This is a genomic window from Buttiauxella izardii (assembly GCF_003601925.1).
In the GTDB taxonomy this organism is placed as follows: domain Bacteria; phylum Pseudomonadota; class Gammaproteobacteria; order Enterobacterales; family Enterobacteriaceae; genus Buttiauxella; species Buttiauxella izardii.
In genome coordinates, this window is the sequence record NZ_QZWH01000001.1 from 132,372 (window position 1) to 154,297 (window position 21,926).

Annotated in this window: 22 protein-coding genes; 15 read left to right on the forward strand and 7 right to left on the reverse strand. The window is 50.2% G+C overall.

The annotated features are described in order from the left end of the window. Positions 1 to 67: 67 nt before the first annotated feature. From rnm to rluB, 3 genes are all read left to right on the forward strand, one after another. Positions 68 to 988: an RNase RNM gene (gene rnm, locus D6029_RS00645; RefSeq protein ID WP_418230215.1), complete on the forward strand. Its 921-nt coding sequence runs from the start codon at positions 68 to 70 to the stop codon at positions 986 to 988. Between the two features lies 1 nt (position 989). Next, on the forward strand, positions 990 to 1,610 hold the full coding sequence (locus D6029_RS00650) for an L-threonylcarbamoyladenylate synthase (protein ID WP_120062898.1): 621 nt from the start codon (positions 990 to 992) through the stop codon (positions 1,608 to 1,610). Positions 1,611 to 1,706: 96 nt separating this feature from the next. After that, on the forward strand, positions 1,707 to 2,588 hold the full coding sequence (gene rluB, locus D6029_RS00655; protein WP_120062899.1) for a 23S rRNA pseudouridine(2605) synthase RluB: 882 nt from the start codon (positions 1,707 to 1,709) through the stop codon (positions 2,586 to 2,588). A 35-nt stretch (positions 2,589 to 2,623) separates the two neighbouring features. Here rluB and cobO read toward each other — a convergent pair whose 3' ends face one another. Then, positions 2,624 to 3,214: a cob(I)yrinic acid a,c-diamide adenosyltransferase gene (cobO, locus tag D6029_RS00660; RefSeq protein ID WP_120062900.1), complete on the reverse strand. Its 591-nt coding sequence runs from the start codon at positions 3,212 to 3,214 to the stop codon at positions 2,624 to 2,626. After that, the gene (locus D6029_RS00665) at positions 3,211 to 3,972 is read right to left on the reverse strand and encodes a YciK family oxidoreductase (RefSeq protein WP_120062901.1); all 762 of its coding nucleotides are present in this window, start codon (positions 3,970 to 3,972) and stop codon (positions 3,211 to 3,213) included. The genes cobO and D6029_RS00665 overlap by 4 nt, the downstream gene beginning before the upstream one ends. A 260-nt stretch (positions 3,973 to 4,232) precedes the next feature. On the opposite strand from D6029_RS00665, the gene sohB reads away from it, so the two are divergent. Then, the gene (gene sohB / locus D6029_RS00670) at positions 4,233 to 5,282 is read left to right on the forward strand and encodes a protease SohB (RefSeq protein WP_120062902.1); all 1,050 of its coding nucleotides are present in this window, start codon (positions 4,233 to 4,235) and stop codon (positions 5,280 to 5,282) included. Positions 5,283 to 5,333: 51 nt separating this feature from the next. On the opposite strand, the gene D6029_RS00675 is transcribed toward sohB, so the two are convergent. After that, positions 5,334 to 5,585, reverse strand: a complete 252-nt coding sequence (locus D6029_RS00675; RefSeq protein WP_120062903.1) for a YciN family protein — start codon at positions 5,583 to 5,585, stop codon at positions 5,334 to 5,336. Positions 5,586 to 5,986: 401 nt separating this feature from the next. On the opposite strand from D6029_RS00675, the gene topA reads away from it, so the two are divergent. The 6 genes from topA to acnA all read left to right on the forward strand — a co-directional run bounded on the left by topA (position 5,987) and on the right by acnA (position 13,519). After that, positions 5,987 to 8,584, forward strand: a complete 2,598-nt coding sequence (gene topA / locus D6029_RS00680; protein WP_120062904.1) for a type I DNA topoisomerase — start codon at positions 5,987 to 5,989, stop codon at positions 8,582 to 8,584. Positions 8,585 to 8,774: 190 nt separating this feature from the next. After that, positions 8,775 to 9,749, forward strand: coding sequence for an HTH-type transcriptional regulator CysB (gene cysB / locus D6029_RS00685; protein WP_034495664.1), 975 nt, complete (start codon positions 8,775 to 8,777; stop codon positions 9,747 to 9,749). A gap of 317 nt (positions 9,750 to 10,066) precedes the next feature. Then, positions 10,067 to 10,228, forward strand: a complete 162-nt coding sequence (locus D6029_RS00690) for a YmiA family putative membrane protein (protein ID WP_120062905.1) — start codon at positions 10,067 to 10,069, stop codon at positions 10,226 to 10,228. Positions 10,229 to 10,230: 2 nt separating this feature from the next. Beyond that, positions 10,231 to 10,401: a hypothetical protein gene (locus D6029_RS22455; RefSeq protein ID WP_167455951.1), complete on the forward strand. Its 171-nt coding sequence runs from the start codon at positions 10,231 to 10,233 to the stop codon at positions 10,399 to 10,401. A gap of 161 nt (positions 10,402 to 10,562) precedes the next feature. Then, entirely contained in the window at positions 10,563 to 10,661 is a 99-nt protein-coding gene (gene ymiC / locus D6029_RS22750; RefSeq protein WP_272482830.1) for a small membrane protein YmiC, read from the forward strand. Between the two features lie 182 nt (positions 10,662 to 10,843). Next, positions 10,844 to 13,519 (forward strand): aconitate hydratase AcnA, encoded by a 2,676-nt coding sequence (gene acnA, locus D6029_RS00695; RefSeq protein ID WP_120062906.1) that lies wholly within the window; start codon positions 10,844 to 10,846, stop codon positions 13,517 to 13,519. A 36-nt stretch (positions 13,520 to 13,555) separates the two neighbouring features. Here acnA and ribA read toward each other — a convergent pair whose 3' ends face one another. Continuing rightward, a complete protein-coding gene (gene ribA / locus D6029_RS00700) occupies positions 13,556 to 14,149 on the reverse strand; it encodes a GTP cyclohydrolase II (protein WP_120062907.1) in 594 nt (197 codons plus the stop codon). Positions 14,150 to 14,371: 222 nt separating this feature from the next. Here ribA and pgpB point away from each other — a divergent pair, with 222 nt between their 5' ends. The 5 genes from pgpB (at position 14,372) to yciH (ending at position 18,026) form a co-directional block, all read left to right on the forward strand. Continuing rightward, a complete protein-coding gene (gene pgpB, locus D6029_RS00705) occupies positions 14,372 to 15,136 on the forward strand; it encodes a phosphatidylglycerophosphatase B (RefSeq protein WP_120062908.1) in 765 nt (254 codons plus the stop codon). Between the two features lie 140 nt (positions 15,137 to 15,276). Next, positions 15,277 to 15,582: a LapA family protein gene (locus D6029_RS00710; RefSeq protein WP_120062909.1), complete on the forward strand. Its 306-nt coding sequence runs from the start codon at positions 15,277 to 15,279 to the stop codon at positions 15,580 to 15,582. Positions 15,583 to 15,588: 6 nt separating this feature from the next. Next, positions 15,589 to 16,758 carry a lipopolysaccharide assembly protein LapB gene (lapB, locus tag D6029_RS00715; protein ID WP_120062910.1) on the forward strand — a complete coding sequence of 390 codons (1,170 nt, stop codon included), beginning with the start codon at positions 15,589 to 15,591 and terminating at the stop codon, positions 16,756 to 16,758. Between the two features lie 204 nt (positions 16,759 to 16,962). Then, complete coding sequence (gene pyrF / locus D6029_RS00720) at positions 16,963 to 17,700, forward strand: orotidine-5'-phosphate decarboxylase (RefSeq protein WP_120062974.1); 738 nt, start codon at positions 16,963 to 16,965, stop codon at positions 17,698 to 17,700. Next, positions 17,700 to 18,026, forward strand: coding sequence for a stress response translation initiation inhibitor YciH (gene yciH / locus D6029_RS00725; RefSeq protein ID WP_120062911.1), 327 nt, complete (start codon positions 17,700 to 17,702; stop codon positions 18,024 to 18,026). Before pyrF ends, yciH begins: the two co-directional genes overlap by 1 nt. Positions 18,027 to 18,179: 153 nt before the next feature. Here yciH and osmB read toward each other — a convergent pair whose 3' ends face one another. The 3 genes from osmB to D6029_RS00740 form a co-directional block, all read right to left on the reverse strand. After that, entirely contained in the window at positions 18,180 to 18,398 is a 219-nt protein-coding gene (gene osmB / locus D6029_RS00730; protein ID WP_120062912.1) for an osmotically-inducible lipoprotein OsmB, read from the reverse strand. 266 nt (positions 18,399 to 18,664) lie between these two features. After that, positions 18,665 to 19,450, reverse strand: a complete 786-nt coding sequence (gene yciT / locus D6029_RS00735; RefSeq protein ID WP_120062913.1) for a DNA-binding transcriptional regulator YciT — start codon at positions 19,448 to 19,450, stop codon at positions 18,665 to 18,667. 42 nt (positions 19,451 to 19,492) lie between these two features. After that, positions 19,493 to 21,925, reverse strand: coding sequence for a formate C-acetyltransferase/glycerol dehydratase family glycyl radical enzyme (locus tag D6029_RS00740; protein ID WP_120062914.1), 2,433 nt, complete (start codon positions 21,923 to 21,925; stop codon positions 19,493 to 19,495). Position 21,926: the final 1 nt, after the last annotated feature.

A 21,926-nucleotide genomic window follows, 5' to 3' on the forward strand; every position in this document is an offset into this window, starting at 1 on the left:
TACTAGTTAACTAGTTCGATGAATCAAAGTCAATAGCGATTTTTAGTTATTGCCGAATATCGTTATCATGAGCGGCGTTTTTCTATTTATTAACCTATCCGGAGCCATTTTGACTGAACCGACACTTGCGGTGATTTACGACTTACATAGCCATACCACCGCGTCAGATGGCCTGCTAACGCCCGAGGCGTTGGTGCAACGTGCTGTAGATATGCGTGTTGGGATTCTGGCAATCACCGACCATGACACAGTAGCCGGAATTGCCGCCGTAAGGGAAGCAGTATCACGCCTGCAATTGCCATTGCGTGTGATAAGCGGTGTCGAGATCTCCACCGTTTGGGAAAACCATGAAATTCATATCGTTGGTCTCGGTGTTGATGAGCATCATCCCGTTCTGACAGAATTTTTAGCACAGCAAAGCGAAAGACGCATTCAGCGTGCGGCGTTGATCGCAGAACGACTGGAAAAAGCGCATATCCCTGACGCGCTGGAAGGGGCGATGCGCCATGCCAACGGCGGTGAAGTCACGCGCGGGCATTTCGCCCGTTACCTCGTTGAATGTGGCAAAGCCAAAAACATGGCGGATGTGTTTAAGAAATATCTGGCAAAAGGGAAAACCGGTTACGTTCCGCCACAGTGGTGTACAATAGAACAAGCTATTGATGTGATTCATCATTCTGGCGGGCAAGCGGTTCTGGCGCATCCAGGCCGCTATGACCTGACCGCTAAATGGCTGAAAAGATTGCTGGCGCAGTTTGCCGAGAGTGGTGGCGATGCCATGGAAGTCGCGCAGTGCCAGCAAGCCCCCAATGAGCGCACCCAGCTTGCCAGCTATGCAAAGCAGTTTAATTTGCTGGCTTCGCAAGGCTCAGATTTCCATATGCCGTGTGCGTGGATTGAGCTTGGTCGCAAGCTCTGGCTGCCCGGCGGTGTGGAACCTGTCTGGCAGAATTGGGGCGAAGGCCATACAGTAAAAGAGAGAGGGTAGAATGAGTCAATTTTTCTATATTCATCCAGATAATCCGCAGCAGCGCCTGATCAATCAGGCGGTGGAAATTGTTCGCAAGGGCGGCGTGATTGTTTATCCAACCGACTCGGGTTACGCGCTGGGCTGTAAGATTGAAGATAAATCGGCGATGGAACGTATTTGCCGGATTCGCCAGTTACCTGACGGCCACAATTTCACCCTGATGTGCCGTGATTTGTCTGAGCTTTCGACCTACGCATTTGTCGATAACGTGGCGTTTCGTTTAATCAAAAATAACACGCCGGGCAATTACACCTTTATTCTCAAAGGCACCAAAGAAGTTCCGCGTCGTTTATTGCAGGAAAAGCGCAAAACGATTGGTTTGCGTGTGCCTTCAAACCCGATTGCGTTGGCATTGCTGGAAGTGCTGAACGAGCCGATGTTATCGACGTCGTTAATGCTGCCGGGCAATGAATTTACCGAGTCCGACCCGGAAGAAATTAAAGACCGCCTCGAGAAGGTTGTCGATTTAGTGATCCACGGCGGCTATCTGGGCCAACAACCTACGACGGTGGTGGATTTGACCGAGGATTCACCCGTTGTTATCCGCGAAGGCGCGGGCGATGCAAAACCTTTCTTATAAGTGCGTCTGCGGCTATACTGTCCGGCCTAAAATGGGGCTAGCAAGTCCCATTACCCCCTATTCGACGCCTGTGAAGGCGACACCCGAGGAAGCTCAATGAGCGATAAGAGCGAAAAGTTACAAAAAGTTTTAGCCCGTGCTGGTCATGGTTCCCGTCGTGAGATTGAAACAATTATCTCCGCAGGCCGTGTCAGTGTGGATGGCAAAATTGCCAAACTAGGCGACCGTGTTGAAGTGACACAGGCGCTGAAACTCCGTATTGATGGTCACCTGATTTCCATTAAAGAATCCGCTGAACAGATTTGCCGCGTGTTGGCTTACTACAAGCCAGAAGGCGAATTGTGTACGCGTAACGACCCGGAAGGCCGTCCAACCGTATTCGACCGTTTACCAAAACTGCGCGGCGCGCGCTGGATTGCGGTCGGTCGTCTGGATGTGAACACCTGTGGTCTGCTGCTTTTCACCACCGATGGTGAACTGGCAAACCGCCTGATGCACCCAAGTCGTGAAGTTGAGCGTGAATACGCGGTTCGTGTATTTGGCGAAGTTGACGACGTTAAAGTGAAGCAGTTAGGTCGTGGCGTGCAGCTCGAAGATGGCCCTGCGGCATTCAAAACCATCAAGTTTACCGGTGGTGAAGGGATCAACCAGTGGTACAACGTCACCCTCACTGAAGGCCGTAACCGTGAAGTGCGTCGCCTGTGGGAAGCTGTGGGTGTGCAGGTTAGCCGTCTGATTCGTGTGCGTTACGGTGACATTCAGTTACCGAAAGGCCTGCCGCGTGGCGGCTATACTGAACTTGATCTGGCGAAAACTAACTACCTGCGTCAATTGGTAGAATTGCCAGAAGAGACAGAAAGCAAAGTGGCGGTTGAAAAAGATCGTCGTCGTATGAAGGCGAACCAGATTCGTCGTGCGGTTAAACGCCATACGCAAACTACGACTGGCGGCGGTCGTCGCGGTGGACGTAGTAGCTAAAATTAAAAACCCCTCAGCTGAGGGGTTTTTGTTATCTAGTAATCAATGCCGATTTGCGCTTTAACGCCCGCATCAAACGCGTGCTTCACTGGTCGTAATTCACTGACCGTATCTGCGACTTCCAGAATATCCCGATGACACCCACGCCCGGTAATGATCACCGTCTGGCTTTCTGGACGCTGTGTCAGCGCCGTGAGCACTTCTTCCAGCGGTAAGTAGTCGTAGGCCACCATGTAGGTGATTTCGTCGAGAATAACCATATCCAGCGAGCTATCCGCCAGCATACGTTTTGCATGTTCCCAGACTTCGACACAGGCGGCGGTATCCGTTTCGCGGTTTTGCGTATCCCAGGTAAAACCGGTCGCCATTACCTGAAACTCAACGCCCAAAGGTTCGAGTAAATTACGCTCGCCGTTCGGCCACTGGCCTTTGATAAACTGGATGACACCGACTTTTTTACCGTGCCCGACGGCGCGAGTGGCGGTGCCGAAAGCGGCTGTTGTCTTACCTTTACCGTTTCCGGTAAAGACAATCAAAATACCGCGTTCTTCTTGTGCTGCCGCGACGCGGGCATCGACTTTTTCTTTCTGGCGCTGCTGGCGTTGCTGGTAACGATCTTCACTCATTCGGAAATTCCTGGTTTACGATTGGGTTGAGCATCAAAGCTCATGCCTGTTTTACGGCGGCTGTCATCGCCCATTAGCCAAAGATAGAGCGGCATTAAATCACGTGGCGTTTTCAGTTTATCTGGGTCTTCAGTCGGGAATGCGCTGGCGCGCATGGCGGTGCGCGTGCCGCCTGGGTTGATGCAATTAACGCGTAAATTATGCTGTTTATATTCTTCTGCGAGCACTTGCATCATGCCCTCAGTGGCGAATTTTGATACCGCATAAGCGCCCCAACCGGCACGACCCTGGCGGCCAACACTTGAGCTGGTAAATACCAGTGAACCCGAGTCGGATTGCAGTAATAAAGGAAGAAGTGCCTGGGTCAGGAAGAAGGTGACATTCACATTTACCTGCATCACGGCTTGCCACGTTTGCGGATCTTGTTCGTCCATTGGCCGAATATCGCCGAGGATCCCGGCATTGTGCAGCACTCCGTCGAGGCGAGGTATCAGCCCTGAAAGTTTGTGCGCAAGACTTTGGCAGTCTTCAGGTGTCGCACTAGCGAAGTCGAGAGTAAACCAGTGGGGAAGACTGCCGCGAAGGGCATTAATTTCATGGGCTACGCTGCGTAGTTTTTCTTCGTTACGACCCAATAATATGACGCTGGCGCCATAGCGCGCATAGGTTAACGCGGCTTCACGGCCGATGCCATCGCTGGCCCCGGTGACTAAAATGATGCGGTTTTGCAGTAAATCCATCTTCGGTTGATAGTGCACGTCCAACTCCTCGCGTGATGCTCAGGCTCACGTCTTATTTCTCGGATATATGATCTTTAGGCTTTATGCCTGAAAGCCATCATGATTTCAATCAGGCAACAGGAGACAATACCTTTGATTAACATTTTGCAAAAGTTTCATTTTATTAAAAGCATTCAGGAAGCAGGCTCGCAGCATTTATAGTTGCATGCAGACGCGGAATCAGCGCTCGGGTACACTGAGCGACAGATATTTAATGCACTGAACGGAAGGCGGAAAGCGTGGATTTGATTGCAAACTATGGGCTTTTTTTAGCGAAAATCGTGACGGTCGTTGCGGCTATTGGCATTCTTATTACCATTATTGTGAATGTGGCCGGGCGTAAAAGACATCAGCGCGGGGAACTGCGTCTCACCAATTTAAGCGAACAATACCAGGAAATGCAGGAAGAAATGCAGGTCGCAAGGCTTGATGATCACCAGCAGAAACTCTGGCATAAAACCCAAAAGAAAAAACATAAGCTGGAAGCTAAACAAGCCAAAGCACGCGCTAAACGTGGCGAAACGGTTATTTCTGACAAGCCGACGCTTTATGTTCTGGATTTTAAAGGCAGTATGGATGCCCACGAAGTCACTTCTCTACGCGAAGAAATCACCGCCGTGCTGGCGGTAGTCAAACCCGAAGATGAAGTTTTACTGCGTCTGGAAAGCCCTGGCGGCGTGGTTCATGGTTATGGCCTTGCAGCGTCACAGTTGCAGCGTCTGCGTGAAAGCAAAGTGCGCCTGACGGTAGCTGTCGATAAAGTTGCGGCCAGCGGCGGTTATATGATGGCGTGTGTGGCAGACAAAATCGTTGCCGCGCCGTTTTCTATTATTGGTTCAATTGGCGTGGTGGCACAGGTGCCAAACTTCCATCGCCTTCTGAAACGCAATGATATCGACGTCGAACTGCATACTGCCGGGCAGTACAAACGCACGTTGACTTTGTTTGGTGAAAACACCGAACAGGGGCGTGAGAAATTCCGTGAAGACCTCAATGAAACGCATCTGCTATTTAAGCAGTTTGTGCATGACATGCGCCCATCGCTGGATATTGATTCAGTCGCAACGGGTGAACACTGGTACGGCACGCAGGCACTGGAAAAAGGCCTGATTGATGCAGTCAGCACCAGCGATGATTTGCTCATTAATCTGATGAAAAATCACGAAGTGATTAATGTGCATTACACGCGTCGCAAAAAAATGATGGACCGTTTCACCGGGAGTGCGGCTAACAGCGTCGATAACCTGTTGATGCGCTGGTGGCAACGCGGCGAAAAACCGCTGTTGTAAAAATATTAAGCACGAAATTAAAAACGAGGCCTGATGGCCTCGTTTTTTTACTTAGTCTTGCAGGTGATATTTATCTGCAAACACATGTGCAAGATGCTTAAACATATTAAATATCGCGGTGCTTTTCCCGGTCGGTAAGCCTTGCTCATCAAGGAAGTATTCACCTTTGAACACCAACACTCCGTTTTTTTGCTCGACATCCGTTGCTTCCATGCCATGCATGAAGTCTTCATGTGCGCGGATGACCTTGTTGGCTTCAACGAGTAGCGACTGTTTATCGATCGGTTGAGTGGTTTCTTGCATGATTTCCTCCTATAAAAACCGGCGCTAGTGTACTTCCGCTATACTGCAAAGGGCAATATCTCCCTGTAAACCTAAGGTGATTTATTCAGTTTACTGTGCTGGCGAGAATCCGTGTCGCATGCTAATAAAGTTGCGTAACTCATTTTATCAGGTAGAGTGTGACGCTTTCGCAAATCTGGCAACGGAATTGCTTGACATTCAACCAAAGTTCCGTCGTGCTATGTCACCGGTGCGAAAGACTCGTTATCTCAATCACCTGCGAATGTTCGCTAATCAGCCGGTGGATGAAAAAAGAGTTGATATCCATTGACGCTACCGCAATATAGAAAAGCGTGTCGCCAGTGGAAGGTGTGATAAGTGTGCGACGTCTCCTGGAAGAATTACATTAGGTAAAGGTGAATATGGGTAAAGCTCTCGTCATCGTTGAGTCCCCGGCAAAAGCCAAAACGATCAACAAATATCTCGGAAATGACTACGTGGTTAAGTCCAGCGTCGGTCACATCCGTGATTTGCCGACCAGTGGATCAACCACCAAGAAGAGCGCTGACTCCGCCTCCACCAAAGGGACCAAAAAGGTCAAAAAGGATGAACGCGGCGCGCTCGTAAATCGTATGGGTGTCGATCCATGGCACAACTGGGAAGCACAGTACGAAGTGCTACCGGGTAAAGAAAAAGTGGTTTCGGAACTGAAATCACTGGCTGAAAAAGCCGACCATATCTATCTCGCAACCGACCTTGACCGCGAAGGGGAAGCCATTGCGTGGCACCTGCGGGAAGTTATCGGTGGTGATGACACGCGTTACAGCCGCGTGGTGTTTAACGAGATTACAAAGAATGCAATTCAACAGGCGTTTGAAAAGCCGGGCGAACTGAATATTGACCGTGTTAACGCACAGCAGGCGCGTCGTTTTATGGACCGCGTTGTGGGTTACATGGTGTCTCCGTTGCTGTGGAAGAAAATCGCCCGTGGCCTTTCTGCTGGCCGCGTACAGTCCGTTGCTGTGCGTCTGGTGGTTGACCGCGAACGCGAAATCAAAGCGTTTGTGCCAGAAGAATATTGGGAAGTTGACGCGAACCTGACAACGCCGAAAGGCGACAGTCTGCCGGTTCAGGTCAGCCACCATAAAGACAAGCCGTTCCGTCCGGTCAACCGTGAACAGACCATGTCTGCGGTTAGCGAACTGGAAAAAGCGCGTTACACCGTGCTTGAGCGTGAAGATAAGCCGACCAGCAGTAAGCCTGGCGCGCCGTTTATCACCTCCACGTTGCAGCAGGCCGCCAGTACACGTCTTGGTTTTGGTGTTAAGAAAACCATGATGATGGCACAGCGTCTGTATGAAGCGGGCCATATCACCTACATGCGTACTGACTCAACCAACTTGAGCCAGGATGCAGTGAGCATGGTGCGCGGCTATATCGAAGAGAGCTTCGGTAAGAAGTATCTGCCGCCAGCGGCTAATCAGTACTCCAGCAAAGAAAACTCTCAGGAAGCGCACGAAGCGATTCGTCCATCTGATGTAAGTATCATTGCTGATTCGCTGAAAGATATGGAAACCGATGCGCAGAAACTTTACCAGTTGATCTGGCGTCAGTTCGTGGCGTGTCAGATGACGCCTGCGCAATACGATTCCACTACCTTAACGGTGCAAGCGGGTGACTTCCGCCTGAAAACGCGCGGTCGTACGCTGCGTTTTGATGGCTGGACGAAAGTCATGCCTGCGCTGCGCAAAGGCGATGAAGATCGTACATTGCCAGCCGTTGAGCAGGGTGATGAACTGGCTCTGGTTGAGATCATTCCAGGCCAGCACTTCACTAAACCACCGGCTCGTTTTAGCGAAGCCTCATTGGTTAAAGAACTGGAAAAACGTGGCATTGGCCGTCCGTCTACCTATGCGTCGATCATTTCCACCATCCAGGATCGTGGTTATGTGCGTGTAGAGAACCGCCGCTTCTACGCTGAAAAAATGGGTGAAATTGTTACTGACCGCCTGGAAGAGAACTTCCGTGAGCTGATGAACTACGATTTCACCGCGCAGATGGAAAGCAGCCTTGACCAGGTGGCCAATAATCAGGCCGAGTGGAAAGGGGTATTGGATAACTTCTTTAGCGATTTCAGTGAACAGCTTGGTAAAGCTGAACTGGATCCGGAAGAAGGCGGTATGCGTCCAAACCAGATGGTTCTGACCAGTATTGATTGCCCGACCTGTGGTCGTGAAATGGGTATTCGTACTGCCAGTACCGGTGTGTTCCTTGGTTGCTCCGGCTACGCATTGCCAGTGAAAGAACGCTGCAAAACCACCATTAACCTGGTGCCAGAAAACGAAGTCCTCAACGTGCTTGAAGGGGATGACGCGGAAACTAACGCGCTGCGTGCGAAACGCCGTTGTGTTAAGTGTGGCACCGCGATGGACAGCTATCTCATCGATCCAAAACGTAAACTTCACGTCTGTGGTAATAACCCGACCTGTGATGGCTACGAAATCGAAGAGGGCGAGTTCCGTATCAAAGGTTATGACGGCCCAATCGTTGAGTGTGAAAAATGTGGTTCTGAAATGCACCTGAAAATGGGGCGTTTTGGTAAGTACATGGCTTGTACCAACGACGATTGCAAAAATACCCGTAAGATCCTGCGTAATGGCGAAGTGGCACCACCGAAAGAAGATCCGGTTCCATTGCCAGAATTGCCTTGCGAGAAGTCAGACGCTTACTTTGTTCTGCGTGATGGCGCGGCCGGTGTTTTCCTTGCGGCAAACACTTTCCCTAAATCTCGTGAAACGCGTGCGCCGTTGGTCGAAGAGCTTTATCGCTTCCGCGACCGTCTGCCAGAAAAATTGCGTTATCTGGCCGATGCGCCACAGCAAGATGCAGAAGGCAACAAAGCGGTTGTTCGCTTTAGCCGTAAGACCAAACAGCAGTATGTTTCTTCTGAAAAAGAAGGCAAAGCGACTGGCTGGTCAGCATTCTTTGTTGATGGTAAGTGGGTTGAAGGTAAGAAGTAACTGATCTTCTGATATGAAAAACCGGGGCAAATGCTCCGGTTTTTTTATATCTGCATATATAACCTGATTATTATTTTTTCTTTCAAACTATACATAGATGATATAAGTGATATAGTGATTCAAGAGAATTTTCCTCGTCTGAATCCCTGCCACGGTGTGTCGGGGCTGTTTTTACTGCGGATGGAACGTCATGAAATTACAGCAACTTCGTTATATCGTCGAGGTGGTCAACCATAACCTCAACGTCTCGTCGACGGCAGAAGGGCTTTACACTTCTCAACCGGGGATCAGTAAACAAGTTCGTATGTTAGAAGACGAACTGGGGATTCAGATTTTTGCGCGTAGCGGCAAACACCTGACTCAGGTTACGCCTGCGGGGCAGGAGATTATCCGTATCGCTCGCGAAGTGTTATCAAAAGTTGAGGCGATTAAGTCTGTGGCGGGGGAGCATACCTGGCCGGACAAAGGTTCTCTGTATGTCGCCACGACGCACACACAAGCGCGTTACGCGCTGCCTAACGTGATTAAAGGGTTTATTGAGCGCTATCCTCGCGTATCGCTTCACATGCATCAGGGTTCGCCTACACAAATTGCTGAAGCAGTATCGAAAGGCAATGCCGATTTTGCGATCGCGACCGAAGCGCTGCATCTTTACGATGATTTAGTGATGTTGCCGTGCTACCACTGGAACCGCTCGATTGTCGTAACGCCAGACCATCCGCTCGCGTCTAAAGAATCTGTCTCAATTGAAGAGTTGGCTCAATATCCGCTGGTGACATACACCTTCGGTTTCACCGGGCGCTCCGAGTTAGATACAGCATTTAACCGCGCCGGTTTAACGCCGCGAATTGTCTTCACGGCAACTGACGCCGATGTGATTAAAACCTACGTGCGTTTGGGCTTGGGCGTGGGGGTTATTGCCAGCATGGCGGTTGACCCGGTATCAGACCCGGATTTAGTGCGTATTGAAGCGCAGGGCGTATTTAGCCACAGCACCACCAAAATTGGTTTCCGCCGCAGCACCTTCTTGCGTAGTTACATGTATGATTTTATTCAGCGTTTTGCCCCGCATTTGACGCGCGACGTTGTTGATACCGCTGTTGCGTTGCGTTCAAACGAAGATATTGAAGCCATGTTTAAAGATATTAAGTTGCCGGCTAAATAATATCGGAAGGTATCTTTTCGCCCTGAAAAGATACCTCTTCTCATTCGCAGTAAAAAATATGTTTTATCTCTTCTGGTATTAAATATCCCTTCAGTCTTAATTACCCATGCAATATAAGTGGTTAATCTGTCTCAATTAAGAGACAAACGTAGATAATAATTAACCACTCTGCAAATTTGTCGTTTCAATTATTTATTTCAGGTCAAAAGATTAAATATTTTCCTCCAATCGGGAAGTAATTTCGCTGGCTTTTGTACTAGAGTTTCTTTAGGATTAATCCCATCAGGCGATTAATTATACCGATTGTTTAAGATTTTATGATAAGTGGTGCCGATTGTATGAGGTTAGCAATGCCTTCAGGAAGTGAAGAACCGCAGACGGAAACAGGGCTGAAACGTAAAGCCTGGATGGCGGTGTTTTTGGTATCAGGTCTGTTCTGGCTTGTCGTCGCAGTCGCTGCCTGGCATTTTTGGGGGTAATAATGACTTCCCTTGCTCAAACACAAGTACAGAAAACGGTGCGTCAGAAAGATGACAAACCGCAACAAGAAGCGAAAGCCACCAAAGTTCAGGTTCCAGAATCGTGGCAACTGACGCAACAACAAAAAGATTTCATCGATCTGTTTTCAACAGACGAACATATTAAACAATAAATATAATTTTCATTTACCTTTATTTAACTTGCTGTCAGTCACATTTTATAAATATGCGTGACTAAGAGCACACTCTTTAAGTAATCACTATACACAGCAATATTCAAACTGACTGATTAATTATTCAGTCACAGTGTTTACCAGAATAAAGAGAGCCGATTATGAATACTCACTGTAGCGTCAAGTACTGGTCATGGTTCACCGCATTTACTGTTTCGCTAGCATTCTGGGCGCAAACGGCCTGGATGCTGACTCACTAACCCCTTCTTGCTTATGCCCTGGTGCTTCGCCGGGGCATTGATTCACTTCTCCTTTCTGTTTACACCTCTCGATTTATCAATTTGGGTTGTTATCAAATCGTTACGACATCTTTGTGTTATCTTTAATACTGTCCCTGATCTTCATCCGGGATACCGCTATCCCTGAAATTTAAGGAGGAGCTATGTCGTTAACCCTACGAGAGGCCAGTAAGGACACTCTACAGGCGCTGGATAAAACCTATCACTATTACAGTCTGCCGCTGGCCGCAAAGGAACTTGGGGATATCACACGTTTACCCAAGTCGCTCAAAGTTCTGCTCGAAAATCTACTGCGCTGGCAGGATGAAAACTCTGTCACTCAGGAAGATATCCATGCCCTGGCTGGCTGGCTGAAAGACGCCCATGCCGACCGTGAAATTGCCTATCGCCCAGCCCGTGTGCTGATGCAGGATTTCACCGGTGTGCCGGCGGTCGTTGATTTAGCCGCCATGCGTGAAGCCGTGAAACGCCTGGGCGGTGATGTAGCCAAAGTAAATCCACTTTCCCCTGTCGACCTTGTGATTGACCACTCCGTGACCGTCGATCACTTTGGGGATGACGATGCCTTTGAGGAGAACGTGCGCCTCGAAATGGAGCGCAACCACGAGCGTTATGTCTTCCTGCGTTGGGGGCAACAGGCCTTCAGCCGCTTCAGCGTCGTGCCACCGGGAACCGGCATTTGCCACCAGGTTAACCTGGAATATCTCGGCAAAGCGGTGTGGAGCGAAATGCAGGGGGATGAGTTGGTGGCTTATCCTGACACGCTGGTCGGCACAGATTCCCACACGACAATGATCAACGGCCTCGGCGTTTTAGGCTGGGGCGTGGGCGGCATAGAAGCGGAAGCAGCGATGCTCGGCCAGCCGGTTTCGATGCTGATTCCCGATGTTGTCGGCTTTAAGCTGGACGGCAAACTGGGTGAAGGTATCACCGCAACAGACCTTGTTTTGACCGTGACGCAAATGCTGCGTAAGCACGGTGTGGTGGGCAAATTCGTTGAATTTTACGGTGACGGCCTGGATACATTGCCATTGGCTGACCGCGCTACAATTGCCAACATGGCACCTGAATATGGCGCTACCTGTGGTTTCTTCCCGATTGACGCCGTGACGCTGGATTACATGCGGCTAAGTGGACGCAGTGAAGAGCAGGTCGCACTGGTCGAAGCGTATTCCAAAGCGCAGGGCATGTGGCGCAATACTGGCGATGAACCCGTATTTACCAGCACACTCTCGCTCGACATGAATGAAGTTGAAGCCAGCCTTGCGGGGCCGAAACGCCCACAAGACCGAGTGGCGCTTGGCGATGTGCCGAAAGCGTTCAATGCCAGCAATGAACTCGAACTCAATTCCTCGCATAAAGATCGCGCACCAGTGAGTTACATCATGGGTGGGCGCGAATATCAGTTGCCGGACGGCGCGGTGGTTATTTCCGCCATTACGTCTTGTACGAACACCTCAAACCCAAGCGTTTTGATGGCGGCAGGGTTACTGGCTAAAAAAGCGGTGACGCTAGGTTTGAAACGCCAGCCGTGGGTTAAAGCGTCACTGGCGCCGGGTTCAAAAGTGGTATCGGATTATCTGGCGAAGGCGCGCTTAACGCCTTATCTCGATGAACTCGGTTTTAACCTGGTGGGTTACGGATGTACCACGTGTATTGGTAACTCTGGCCCGCTGCCGGATCCTATTGAACAAGCGATCAAGAAGGGCGATTTGACCGTCGGGGCCGTGCTTTCAGGGAACCGTAACTTTGAAGGGCGCATTCATCCGCTGGTGAAAACCAACTGGCTCGCCTCACCGCCGTTAGTGGTGGCTTATGCGCTGGCGGGGAATATGAACGTCAATCTGACTACCGATCCGCTGGGGCACGATCGCAAAGGCGATCCGGTTTATCTCAAAGATATTTGGCCGAGCAGCCAGGAAATTGCCCGCGCGGTCGCACAAGTTTCAACGGAAATGTTCCACAAAGAATATGCTGAAGTCTTTGAAGGAACGCCTGAATGGCAAAACATTGAGGTGGATCGTTCGAATACTTACGGCTGGCAAAGTGACTCCACTTACATCCGTCTGTCGCCATTCTTTGATGATATGGAAGCTACGCCGAAACCCGTGCAGGACATTCATGGCGCGCGCGTTCTGGCCATTCTGGGCGATTCGGTCACCACCGACCATATTTCGCCTGCCGGTAGCATCAAGCCAGACAGTCCGGCGGGGCGTTATCTGCAAAACCATGGCGTTGAGCGCAAAGACTTCAACTCCTACGGTTCACGTCGCGGCAACCATGAAGTGATGATGCGCGGTACTTTCGCCAACATTCGTATTCGTAATGAAATGGTGCCCGGCGTGGAAGGTGGCATGACGCGCTTGCTGCCGGGGGAAGAGGTTATCTCGATTTACGATGCGGCAATGAAATACCGCGATAAAGGGATCCCTTTGGCTGTGTTCGCCGGTAAAGAATATGGCTCGGGTTCCAGCCGTGACTGGGCGGCGAAAGGGCCACGTTTGCTGGGCGTGCGGGTCGTTATCGCTGAATCCTTCGAGCGTATTCACCGCTCAAACCTGATTGGTATGGGGATTTTGCCGTTGGAGTTCCCGCAAGGCGTGACGCGTAAAACGTTGGGTCTGACGGGGGAAGAGTTTATTGATATCAGCGGCCTGAACGACCTGGTGCCAGGCGCGACGGTGCCGGTGTCATTAACCTTTGCTGACGGTAGAAAAGAGGTGGTTGAGTGTCGCTGCCGAATTGATACCGGCAATGAACTGACGTACTTCAAAAACGATGGCATCTTGCATTACGTGATTCGTAACATGCTGAACTAGCGAAAATTCTCCCCCAGCGATGGGGGAGAAAACGGCTTAATCTTTGGAGAGAAGGTGGCCCATTTTGGCCGCTTTGGTATCCAGATAATGCGCGTTCTTCGGGTTGCGTCCCACAATCAGCGGGACTCGCTCAGTGATATTAATTCCTGCCTCAGACAGAATCTCAACCTTTTGCGGATTATTGGTCAGCAAGCGCACGGCATTAATGCCCAATAATTTAAACATGTCAGCGCAGAGCGTGAAGTCGCGCTCATCGGCAGCAAAACCGAGCTGGTGGTTGGCTTCCACGGTGTCGTAGCCTTTATCCTGCAACGCATAGGCGCGGATTTTATTCAGCAGACCAATGTTTCGACCTTCCTGGCGGTGATACAGCAACACACCACGGCCTTCTTCGGCAATTTGAGTCAGCGCAGCTTCAAGCTGGAAACCGCAGTCGCAGCGCAGGCTGAAAAGGGCATCGCCCGTCAGACACTCTGAATGTACGCGCGCCAGAACAGAATCATTTCCAGTAATGTCACCAAAAACCAAAGCAACGTGATCTTGCCCGGTTGCCAGTTCTTCAAAACCCACCATCAGGAAATCGCCCCATGGGGTTGGCAGTTTGGCTTCTGCCACACGTTTAAGCTGCATGTGATTCTCCAGGTACTCAATTGGCTCACGAAGTAAAGACTCGCGTGATACCTGCCAGCTTTCTGGCTTGTTAAATTACTTCGGGCTATTTTGCCACAACGCCGGGCACTTCGCCTAATTGGCTGGGCGCACTCCTATTTTTACGCGTAAAGGTACGCCACGTTTTCCCATCGGTGCGCTTTATCGGGTATTCTTAATGCTCAAATTGCATAAGGAAAAGTGATGCGGGCAATAGCGAAACGAACAACGATTGGGGCCGGAATACTTTTAATCATGCCGATGGCCGTCTGGATCTCAGGCTGGCAATGGGTTCCTGGTGCGCAGGGCGCCTGGCTTAAAATGATGTATTGGGTGACAGAAACCGTGACCCAACCCTGGGGCATCATTACCCATGTTTGTTTGTGTGCCTGGTTTTTATGGTGCCTGAGGTTTCGCCTAAAAGCGGCTGTCATGTTATTTGCCATCCTCGGCGCGGCTATTCTCGTTGGGCAGGGGGTTAAATCTGTCATTAAAGATAAAGTCCAGGAGCCTCGTCCTTTCGTAGTATGGCTGGAAAAAACACAACATATTCCGACAGATGAGTTCTACAATTTAAAACGTAAGCAACGCAGTGAACTGGTAAAAAGTCAGCTTGAGTCGCAGTCGCAAGTGCCGGGGTGGTTGCGTAAACACTGGCAAAAAGAGACGGGCTTTGCTTTCCCTTCTGGCCACACCATGTTTGCGGCGAGTTGGGCATTATTGGGCGTGGGTCTTTTATGGCCGCGTAGACGCACCTGGACCATTGCGCTGTTATTAGTTTGGGCTACCGGTGTGATGGGGAGCCGTATGGTGCTCGGTATGCACTGGCCGCGCGATTTAGTGGTCGCAACATTAATCTCCTGGATATTAATTACCCTGGCGACCTGGCTTGCTCAGAAAATATGCGGGCCGCTATCGCCGCCAAGGCAAGAAGCTGAGGAAATAGCCGAACGAGACGCTGAACCTTGAGAATCTTGATTTAATCCCCATTTCTTATGAATTGGACGTCGCTAATGGATTCCACGAACCACAGGGAAATGGTAGTTTATACAGTTGGAAATGCATTAGGGCATAATTTAGTCGCGTAAGACCACATGACGGGAAGTAATGTGAAATATTTATTCATTTTCTTACTGGTGCTAGCGATATTTGTGATTTCTGTCACTCTGGGCGCGCAAAACGATCAGGTTGTACATTTCAATTATCTGTTGGCACAAGGCGAGTATCGCGTCTCCACCTTACTGGCGACTCTTTTTGCTGCGGGTTTTTTACTGGGCTGGATGATTTGTGGCCTGTTCTGGTTGCGTTTGCGTGTTTCAATTGCCCGCGCCGATCGCAAGATCAAACGCCTCGAACAGCAAATTAGCACCGCTTCTGACGCCACCACAGTGGTTGTACCGGCTGTGAAGGAATAACCTGCCATGCTGGAATTGTTGTTTCTGCTGCTGCCTATTGCTGCCGCTTATGGCTGGTACATGGGGCGCAGAAGCGCGCATCAAGACAAGCAACAAGAAGCTAACCGCCTGTCGCGTGATTACGTGGCGGGGGTTAACTTTTTGCTGTCTAACCAGCAAGATAAAGCCGTAGATTTATTCCTCGACATGCTCAAAGAGGATACCAGCACCGTTGAGGCTCACCTCACGCTGGGTAACCTGTTCCGTTCTCGCGGTGAAGTTGACCGCGCCATTCGTATCCACCAGTCATTAATGGAAAGTGCCTCGTTAACTTACGAGCAGCGCCTGCTGGCGGTTCAGCAGCTGGGCCGTGACTATATGGCTGCCGGTTTGTACGACCGCGCAGAGGATATGTTTGGGCAATTGATCGACGAAACAGATTTCCGCATTGGTGCCTTGCAACAATTGCTGCTGATTCATCAGGCCACCAGCGACTGGCAAAAAGCCATTGATGTCGCCGAACGTCTGGTGAAGCTGGGTAAAGATAAACAGCGTACCGAAATTGCACACTTCTACTGCGAGCAAGCTTTGCAACTGATGGGCAGCGACGATCTTGATCGCGCCATGTCGCTGCTGAAGAAGGGCGCAGCGGCAGATAAAAACTGCGCACGGGTTTCCATCATGATGGGCCGAATTTTCATGGCTCGAAATGAATACGCAAAAGCGGTTGAATCACTACAGCGCGTAATCAATCAAGATAGCGAGCTTGTGAGCGAAACCCTCGAAATGCTCCAGACCTGCTATCAACAACTGGATAAACCGGAAGAGTGGGAGACATTCCTCAAACGTTGTGTTGAAGAGAATACGGGTGCCGGGGCAGAACTGATGCTGGCGGAAATCCTTGAGCACAAAGAAGGGTCTGAAGTGGCGCAAGTTTATATTAATCGCCAGCTTCAGCGCCATCCCACTATGCGAGTGTTCCACCGTCTGATGGATTACCACTTGCAAGAAGCGGAAGAAGGGCGCGCGAAAGAAAGCCTGATGGTGTTACGAAACATGGTTGGCGAGCAAGTGCGCACCAAACCGCGTTATCGTTGCCAGAAGTGCGGGTTTACGGCTTTCACCATGTACTGGCATTGCCCATCTTGCCGTGCATGGTCAACCATTAAACCAATACGTGGCCTGGACGGGCAATAACGCGTCGATGCCTTAAGTTATAAAAAAAGCCCGTACTTTAGTTACAACATACTTATATTTATTAAGCTTACGGATACTTCGGCACCGAGTCGTTTATGCCATGCAGTGTGCAATGGCAGCTGTGATTTTCTGCCCACCGCGAGTAGAATGCTTGCCGTTTATCTCTTGCGCCTCGATGGTGCCCAACAGTCAGAAGGTTTAGCCATGAATTCAACCGCATCCTCCTCCTCCCGTGTTGCCACCGATTCCCCTATAGTCGTTGCACTTGATTACGATAATCGTGATAACGCTTTGGCTTTCATTGATCGCATCGACCCGCGTGATTGCCGTCTGAAAGTGGGCAAAGAGATGTTTACTCTGTTTGGGCCGCAACTGGTGCGTGATATCCAACAGCGTGGTTTCGATGTTTTTCTCGACCTGAAATTTCACGATATCCCGAATACCACGGCGCGAGCGGTTGCGGCAGCAGCGGAACTTGGCGTGTGGATGGTGAACGTTCATGCCAGCGGCGGGGCGCGCATGATGAGTGCGGCGCGAGAAGCATTACAACCATTTGGCAAAGACGCGCCACTGCTGATTGCTGTGACCGTTCTGACCAGTATGGAAGCCAGTGATCTGGCCGATCTCGGTATCACCACCACGCCTGCGGAATATGCAGAACGTCTGGCGCGTTTAACGCAAAATTGCGGGTTAGATGGCGTGGTATGTTCAGCTCATGAAGCTGTACGTTTCAAATCTGAACTGGGCAAGGCGTTTAAACTGATTACTCCAGGCATTCGTCCGGCAGGAAGTGACGCAGGCGATCAGCGCCGCATCATGACGCCGCAACAAGCACAGAGTGCAGGAGTCGATTACATGGTAATTGGACGCCCGATCACCCAATCTGCAAATCCAGCTCAGACTCTGCGTGAAATCCGTGAGTCATTACAGCAGGGGGCATGATGAAAGACGACAACAGCCGTTTAGTTTATTCCACCGAAACAGGCCGTATTGACGAACCCAAAGCCGCACCGGTTCGCGAAAAGGGGGATGGCATCGTTCGCATTCAGCGCCAGACTTCTGGCCGTAAAGGCAAGGGCGTATGCCTGATCACCGGAATTGATGCAGATGACGCCACGCTTACGGCAATCGCCGCAGAACTTAAGAAAAAGTGCGGCTGCGGTGGCTCACTGAAAGATGGCGTTATTGAAATTCAGGGCGACAAACGCGACCTGATTAAATCGCTGCTGGAAGCGAAAGGCATGAAGGTAAAATTAGCAGGCGGTTGATTTATCTAAACTATACCCAAAATAATTTGAGTTGAAAATAGTTAGGCCACGGTAAATATACCGTGGCCTTTATTATGACTGCTGTAAGTCAGACCTGAATATTAACGCTTTTATAATTATTCAAAGCAATTAAGCTGTTACTGGCATCAAGCTTTATTTACCTACCTGATGGCCGATAATACCACCGACTGCTGCACCACCTAATGTACCCAGAGTGCTTCCGTCAGTTAATACAGCACCACCAAGAGCACCGGCACCTGCACCAATCGCGGTGTTACGGTCACGTTTAGACCAGTTAGAGCAAGCGCTCAGAGACATCGCAACGGTCAAAGCCAGAACAACGGCGGCAATTTTTTTGTTATTAAAGGTCATAATACTCTCTCCTGAATTATTGATTCACGGAAATAAGTCTCTTTAAAAGTATAGTGGCTAAAGCCTGCTTATAAAAAGTCTCCGTGAACGGCATGACGATATAAGACCTAAAAGATAACGCCAGTGATTATCACTTCCTGTTATATCGCTATATGAATAGTTTAATTTCTTCATCAGATAACAACAGGTAAATAGTCTTAAAGGATGAGCAGGATAATTCTGATAAGAATACTGCCTGCACGGGTGGCAGGCAGTTAAAAATGGAATTACTCGAGGGGGAATTGTTTAACGATGTTAACCTGAACGCCGCTGTCCTGAATCTGCTGAATCTGCTGAATCTGCTGAATCTGCTGCATCGCAAGTTCGCTCAGGCCATCATCGGTGATCACGCGATTAATGCGTGAGACAGGGCCAAGCGTGTAGGGGTGCATCGCACCAAATTTACTGCTGTCCGTCAGCACGATGGCTTCGCTGCCTTTTTCCAGCACGGTGTTCACCACATCGGCACGCATCATATCGCGACTGGTAAACCCGGTTTCAGGCAAAAAGCCGTCAATCCCAATGAACGCTTTGCTGAAATGCACTTGCTGGATAAACTGGCGCGTCAGCGGCCCAACCATGCTTTCACTTTTCTTCTGATAAATCCCGCCAAGCAACACCACTTCGCAATCAGTATCTTTCAAAAGATGGGCAATGTAGCTGCTTACGGTTATCAGCGTGATTTTTTTCTGCTCGGCTAATGCGCGTGCCAGTAGGGCATTACAGCTACCATTTTCGATAAAAATAGTCTCGCCGTCGTTAACCAACGTCGCAGCAAAATCAGCAAGTTGACGTTTCAACGAATAATTGTTCATCATTCGCGTTTCAACATCTTCGCTATCGAGCGGCACAGCGTAACCGTGAGCACGGCGCAGGTAGTTTTTTTTCTCCAGAAGATTGAGATCCTGGCGAATGGTCACTTCTGAAACACCGGTTGTTTTAGCGAGCGAGGCCACACTCATGCGGCCTTGATCGATAACCATTTGTAAGATTATTTGTTGTCTGGAGTTCATGTCAGCCAATTATGGGCGGTGCTTAATGCACCGCCGGGATTATCAAAGTGTATGTTCTGTACGGGCTATAATATCATCCTGAGCGTCTGGAGATAAGGCAGTAAAGAAAGCAGAGTAACCTGCTACACGCACCACCAGATCACGATATTTATCAGGATGTTGTTTGGCATCTAACAGGGTTTCACGGGAAACAATGTTGTATTGCACATGCCAGCCTTTGTGCGCCTCAAAGAAAGTACGCAGCATAAACATCAACTTCTCGCGGTCACGTGGGTTATCCAGAGTGGCCGGATTCAGTTTCTGATTCAGTAAAACACCGCCCAGAATTTTGCTGGTTGGCAATTTGCCGACGGAACTGATCACCGCAGTTGGCCCGAGGCGATCGGTGCCTGAAGCTGGGCTTGCGCCTTCCGCCAGTGGCGTTGTCGCTTTGCGTCCATCCGGCGTTGCCATAGTAGCAGCACCAAACGGCACGTTTGCAGAAATAGACGATGTGCCTGCGTAGTAAGTCCCGCCGATCGGGCCACGGCCAAAGCGCGTGTTGTGATACTGCTTCAGCTCATCGATATAAGTCTGGTATGCGCGGGCTAACAACAAATCCACTTCATCTTCATCGTTACCATATTTTGGCGCGCCGTTAATCAAACGCTGGCGTAACTGCTCACCGGTTAAACCATCAAAATCATTCGCCAGTGCTTCTGCTAACTGCTGCTGCCCAATGGCACCTTGCTCAAACACCAGTTTTTTGACAGCGGCGAGGCCGTTACCGAGGTTGGCGATACCGACTTGCAGGCCAGAAACCCAGTCGTATTTTGCGCCACCTTGTTTGACGCTCTTACCGCGTTCGATGCAATCATCCACCAGCGCTGAACACAGAATATCGTGAGCATTCTCTTCAAGAACCGTATCCACAACGCATTCTATTTCGATAGATTTCTGGGTGTAGTAGCGAATTTGTGTGTCCCATGCGTCCATCACTTGCTCAAACTGGGAGAAATTCCCTGCGGAAAGAGCATGTTCCTGCGGCAGGAAAACTTTGCCACTGGTTGCATCACGGCCACTTTCAAGCGCCGCCAGCATGACACGCGCGAAGTTGATGAAGCTCATGCCGGTGCAACGATAACCCCATTTGCCGCCAACTGCTGTTTCGATGCACCCGATGGCTGCGTAATCGTAGGCATCTTCGCGGCTGACACCCAGTTTGATAAATTCATCGATGACGATCTCATCATTGTTAAAGGCCGGCATCCCGAAACCACAGCGAATCACCTGCACACAGGCATCGAGGAAATCATTGCTCATGCCCGCATGGTAACGCACGCTCAAGTTGGGTTGTGTGGATCGTAACTGGCCGCAAGACTCCAGAATGGCGTAGGAGAGTGGGTTAACCGCGTCAACCGCTTCGCCATTCACCAACGTTTGACCGCCAATCGTCACGTTCTGGTAAAGCGGGCTACCGGCTGATGCTTTGGAGTGCGAGCCGGAGCGAATTTTGTTCACTTCAAGCAATTTCAACCAGCAGCTTTGCAGAAGTTCAATGGCCTGGTCGCGACCCAGCGTTTGCTCAAGCTCAACATCACGGCGATACCACGGATACAGGAACTGATCGAGGCGACCAAACGACACAGAGTGGCCGTTAGATTCAATTTGCAATACCAGTTGAACAAAGTAGCTCAACTGCAATGCCTGCCAGAAAGAAGTCGGTTTGTTATGGGCGATCAGTTCGCAGTTTTCAGCAATGGCCAGTAATTCATCACGACGCGCCACGCGTTTTTCGGTTGCTGCCATTTCTTTGGCAAGAACCGCGAAACGACTGATATGGTCGCTTAATGCCACAAAAGTAATATCGATGGCTTTAAGGAACTGTTCTTTGTGCAAATCTTCCCAATCGGTGAGATGTAAACGCGAACGGCGTTCAGCCACTTTTGCACGCAAACCGTCAATGCCTAACTCCAGCAGCAGCGGGAAGTTGACCGCAAGGTGCGCATCGCCTGAAGTCATGTTGCCTTCAGCTTTAATAATCCCACTCGCCAGCAGCTCTTTTTGCTCGTCAGTAAACATGCCGTAGCAACGATCTTGCACGGTCTGGCCGCGCCACCATGGGCAAATCTCATGCATTACTGCCTTATCAGCTTCTGAAATAGAGAAGCCTGCGCCAGGGCGGTCGCCCAGTTCGTCGATCTCAGTTTCAATCCAGCCAACCGTATATTCCGGGAAGAACGGCGCACCGCGCACGTGGCTGGCCTGGTTGCCGACGATCAGCTCGTCGTGTTTGATCCAAATGGTGCGTTCCGCCAGATGATGGGCGAGGGCCAATGCGCGGCGCACCGGCAAAGGTTTGTCCTGGTGCTGCTGATAAATCGCCGTGTAATGTTGCGCACGTTCGGTGCAAACCGGTGGCTTAACGATATGAATTAACGCTTCTTTATGGTCTTTGATGCGTTGGCTTAAGGTGTTCAGGTTCAGTTGGGTCATC